Raw genomic sequence first — 5,197 nt, forward strand, 5'->3', positions numbered from 1 at the left:
ACATCATTTCGGTAGCTCATCAACTGATACCGCCCTAATGCACGTCCTCGGTTTCCAGCGCTATCTTCAACAAAAGAGCCAATTGAGCCATACCCTCCCTCAATTTCTGAAATAGCGCTGGCATAAGCCCCCAGAGAAACACCTTGATGGGTGGAGCCACAATCATCCTTCTTGCTGGAATTAGTTGACGACAGATTGGGATTGATTGCGTTGGATGTCCCTTCAGCACTTGCTGAAGTTTGTGTAGATTGGCTGAGGTTCGTACTAGGAGCAATCGCATCAACATTTCCCAGGAAAATTGCATCTTTCTCGTGATAACTCAACCAGGGAATCGGACCAATAAAGTAAGGCGTACAGCCTAAATCTACGAAGCCTTTACGCATACAGAACCGAAAAAATAAAGCCGTATCAACAGTTCCTTTGGGTTCTGATATATCCCAAATGACAACCTTAAAAGCATCACCAAAAGGAAGGCGTCCTGTCGGTTCCAACCCATTATTGACAGCAGCAAGAATCCCATGACCACCTCGAACTTCCTGGTACTTCCCACTAATCCATTGCCTACCCAAAATCTTGGCAGAACCCGCTAGTTCAGCGTGAGCGCAATCTTTTTCACAAGGAACTGTAAAGCCTTCCACATCGCTGCCAGAAATTGTGCGATCGCGTTTTTGCTCGGCTGTCCCAAATGCAATATCTACAATTCCCACATCAGTCCCCACAGGATTCGCTGGGGTGGGAAACTGAGAGAAAGGCACATCACTCAAACCGGAAATTTGGTCAATATTAACAATCTGCCAATCTGAGAAAGAGCCAATTGATGTCGTATCTAGCCCTGGAATCGAAGCAAGATTGTACTTATCTAAAGGCAGCTTAGAGAATTCCAAATCCCCCACAAGCGGCGATTGCGCTAAAAGTTGACCGATGGTTTGAGCTGGGTTAAAGTCAGTTGTTAGTTGACTTTGAAGCAAATCTAAAATTGGCTTGACTTCTTCAATAGGTAAATGACTTAGAGTTGGGATAGCTTTAACCAAACTGCCGAGAGTTTGATAAGCCATCACTCCAAACTCTTGTAAGCTCGTTCCCTTCAAATTTAAACCAGTAGGAGAAGCCTGATTGATGGTCGATAGAGAAAAATCTTGCAACTTAAACCCATCTTGAAAGTCTCCCAACATCAGGAAATCCGCAGGCTTTTGTCCTGCTGACCAATTTCGAGAGGGGTCGTACCCCAACTGGTTGACTACATCATTAGGAACGGTGAGAGAACCGCTTTCTGCAATGGCAGGAAGATTACTAAAAGTAATCTGATTCCAATCCGGTAACGGAGTATTTTGCCAAGTTGTTGTAGGAATGGAACTTGACGGTTGGGTGGAAGCGACAGCTTTTAAACCAGTGAATCCATCAACTACCAAGGGTAATCCAAAAAGGAAAATTGACAAAAGAAAACCCGTAACCGCCCAATAAAGATGACGGCTAAACTTACGAAGAAACATGGTTGTCAAGAATTATTTCGTGTGAGCTGAAGTTCTAGCTGGAATGAGAACTGGATTGCCCGTTCCCGTTCTTCCCAATTGCGCCAATCGCTCAACTAAGTTTAGGGATATGCCCGATGTTGAGGCGGCTGATTCAATCGGTTCGCCCGCTTGTACCCTTGCTAAAAAGTTCCGAATTCGTGTTTCGAGGGGCTGACCAGTACGAATCAAACCTCTTTGCATTGCCACAGTTAACCCGCGACTAAAAACTGAATAGTCTGAGATAGAATCGACAATCGATCTGTATTTGGTATTACTAGGAGTAGAAACTGAAACTGGAGTAACTTCAATCGTGTGGTATTGAGGCGTTCCCGATGCCAGTGCCACTCGAAACAAATACACGCGCTGCCCAGAAGTCCCGGAAGTAATTGCTGTTAACAATGTGCTAGTGGTCTTGGGCAAACCTGGAATGTTCAATGGGTTGATGCCCCGTAGGTGCAATACTCTCGCCCCATTCGGCTGACATGGCTTACCTTGACTGCCTAAGCCGGATAAACAGCCATCTACATCCAGAGTGGCAAAGGAGGGGTTATCCAACCAAACTTTTTTCACAATCTCTCCAGTTGGAATAAAACTGATGTTGACTCCATATCCAGGAGACAATTCAATCAGTGGTGGTGAGGAACCTGATTGACCCATTGCTTCTAATATTGAGACACGTCGTACCGAATTAGAGATTGTATTAGCTGACGCGGGCAATCCAAACGGCAGCCCCGACCCACTATTGCAGCAACTTAATCCTGTTAGACAAAGGGTCGATGCGATAGAAAGTGCAAATATTGAAAAAGTCCTCATAACTCAAAACTCACGGATTCAGATTCAGTGTTGATGTAAAGAAAGCACTTACATTTCAAACGAGCGATTAACAAAAACCTGTATGTTCGTCCCAGCACGCACATACCAAACATCGGGGCGAGACATAATTTCTTGAATTGCTTTGTCGTTCCGTTGCAATATTTGTTGGGTGAGCGGTCCAAATCCACCGTCTAAAATTGCTCCAAGTAGGTTGGGGCGACGATTGCTCGTCGTTGTAGAAGAACTAAACCCACCGCTTGATGAATTAATCGACTGTTGAACATCAGGCTGATTGAGTACTTCCCCTACTTTGGAGAGCGACCCGAACAAGAATGCCGTCACATCACGAGAAGCGATCGCACTTCCCTTATTCCCCCATTTGTCAGCCATTAAGGGTTGACCATCTGACCCCCGAATGCTGATAGCTCCTGGCGGTAACACGTACTCTTGACCATCAACGATCGCCTGCGTTGCTTCAAGTTGAGTTAGTCCCGATTCATCTACATTAATGATTCGAGCAACAATTTGAGTGCCTTGTGGCAACATGACAGAACCCTGAGGGTCAGTTAGCGGTTCATTGAGCTGAACGATAAACTTTTCTTGAGCTGACGAAGCCGCCGAATTAGACGCAGAACCAGCCGACGCTCTTGCTCCCGCCCAAATAACGGGTGTCAATAGCTCTCCAGAAGCCAGCTCTCCAACTTGCAAGTAGCGCACTGGCACTCCACTCAGCACGCTGGCTTCCTCAGTAGGATTAATCTGAGCTGTGGGCGTAGAGGCAATCTGATTCCCAGTTGCATTCGGTAGTAGAGGCTGATGCGGAGAGTTGGCTGTTAGCACAGGGGAACGAAGTCCGGACATCTCCGCGTCTCCATGTCCCCGCATCCTTGTGTCATCTCCACCGGCTGGTTGTGACGACACCCCCCGAGGAAGCTCTGAAGAACTAAAAACTGTTTCTTGGTCATCAAGATTGCCATCGCGTGGAATTTGCATTTTAGAAGCCGCCGCTACGGGGAGCGGTACAGTCGTAGGAGTAATAACAGCAACAGCTCCCGCAGTCGATGACATGACTGGAATGGCACGAGGGGTTGTTACAAACGGTTCTTCTGTTTGAGTAGGGATAGATGTAGTCCTTGAGTCAGCAGTTTGAGAGGCGTCTTCACCAACTGGGTTGGTGCCATAACTTCCAATCTGTGAGAGAGCCACCCACTGCTGCATGGGATCTGGAGTCGGTTTCGGTTGTGAGGGCAAAGCGGATGGTGATGCTGCTTCGACGGCTTTTCGAGCAGGTTGAGCCGATTGAGTTGGTTGAGTTGGTCGAGCCAGTTGAGTTGGTTGAACTGGACGAGAAGGTGGTGGCGTATACTCTCGCTGCACCACAGGACGAGGGGAATAGGAGGGTGGTGGTGTAGAAGAACGCTGCACTACAGGACGAGGAGGATATGAAGGTGGTGGAGTAGAGGAACCTGGCTTAGTAGAACTTTCTTGAGTCGAAGGAGAAGGGTTTGCATCCTTATTAACTTTCGACACACTGGTTTTAGGAGTTTTCGGACTTTTGGCGCGGTCTAAATCCTGAATTTGAGCCGCCTGAGAGCCGAGAGCAACCTGTGTTTTGAGGTTGCCCACTTCGGTGTCTGGGGTGGGAGGAACAGTGGGGGTGGGTTGAGGGGAAGGAGAGTTAGCGATCGCCGGTGCTTTTCTACTGGCACTGCTCGTTACGCTCTGCAAGAACAGCCCTCCCCCACCAAACAGCACAAGCATCACCAAACCAACCGCCGCTGCTTTAGGAAAAGGACTTGTTGAAAATTTCGGTTGAGTTTTTCCCTCAATTGGGTCGTCAAATAATTCAGCTTGAGAGATTGCATTCGACTCCAAAACTGAGTCAGCTAGGTCTGATTCTGGAATAGTTTCTAGCGGAATTTCCGGGCTATCATCAAAATCCACTAAGCTAGCCAATTTATCATCAGTCCACTCCCAATCCTCATCAGCACCTTCAAGGGTTTGGGACACCAACTCTTCGTTACTGTTAAACACAGTATCGGCGTGACCATTTTCATTAATTCTGTATTCGTTCCAATCTTGTTGGTTCATCACAAATTCTCCGCTGGCAAATCTCTAATGGCATAAATTTCCAACCCGCTAGAGCGAGCTTGATAAATTACAGAAGCAATTCCACCTGACTTACCTGGAAACTCTGGAGGCTCAACAGATCGCACAAAAATTTCCTTGTTAAAGGGGATAACTTGACCCAAGTTATTTCCCTTATCAAACGCCAACAAATTTGCCACCATCTTGACTTTCCATTTCCCTTCAGCAATCTTTTGAGGAGTCTGAACTTCTAAGGGAACGAGAGCCACCTGAGTTGTTCCTTGAAATACTCCGGGTGGCGTGAGTTCAGCCAGTTTTGTCAAAAACTCCTTGCGGAAGTCTTCACTCAAAGCAAACCCAGCTTGCCATGCAGCCGTCGCTACCTTCCTTCTACTGGTAATCGATACTCCTGGATCGGGTACGGGCTTGGTTGCCTCTTCAATAGTGGTTGGGGGCTTAGTTCCCGACCAATTCATCATGAGCGTCATCGTGTCTAGGGTAAATTTTTTCACCACCTCTGGCGTTCGCTCCTTATTCCCTAAAGGAGCTACAGTAATAGCTTTTCCTGTCTCTAGCTGAACGAGAGAAGGAGGAGCTTTTTTTGACAACTTGGAATAAGCTCCGTATTGCAGAACCAACACGAAAAATGTTAGTAAGTGCAGTCCTAGAGTGCCAACGACAAACAGACCCATTGCATCATTTTTCGAGAACTTTGTCGGCTGTCGCTCAAGAAATCGCAAGCGCTTTTGAGAAGCACCATCCGCTTTTGTAGTCATAGTAACTGT

Annotated in this window: 4 protein-coding genes; all 4 read right to left on the reverse strand. The window is 47.0% G+C overall.

Annotated elements, in window-relative coordinates; all coding sequences use genetic code 11:
* On the reverse strand, nucleotides 1-1,490 hold a 1,490-nt coding region (locus V6C93_RS06605), incomplete at its 3' end, for a hypothetical protein (RefSeq protein WP_333475860.1).
* Nucleotides 1,491-1,502: 12 nt separating this feature from the next.
* Nucleotides 1,503-2,168 (reverse strand): hypothetical protein, encoded by a 666-nt coding sequence (locus tag V6C93_RS06610; RefSeq protein ID WP_333475861.1) that lies wholly within the window; start codon nucleotides 2,166-2,168, stop codon nucleotides 1,503-1,505.
* Nucleotides 2,169-2,372: 204 nt separating this feature from the next.
* Nucleotides 2,373-4,415, reverse strand: a complete 2,043-nt coding sequence (locus tag V6C93_RS06615; protein ID WP_333475862.1) for a TrbI/VirB10 family protein — start codon at nucleotides 4,413-4,415, stop codon at nucleotides 2,373-2,375.
* Nucleotides 4,415-5,188, reverse strand: coding sequence for a hypothetical protein (locus V6C93_RS06620; RefSeq protein WP_349262629.1), 774 nt, complete (start codon nucleotides 5,186-5,188; stop codon nucleotides 4,415-4,417). Before V6C93_RS06620 ends, V6C93_RS06615 begins: the two co-directional genes overlap by 1 nt.
* Nucleotides 5,189-5,197 lie beyond the last annotated feature (9 nt).

This window comes from Allocoleopsis sp. (assembly GCF_036703385.1).
GTDB lineage: Bacteria > Cyanobacteriota > Cyanobacteriia > Cyanobacteriales > Coleofasciculaceae > Allocoleopsis.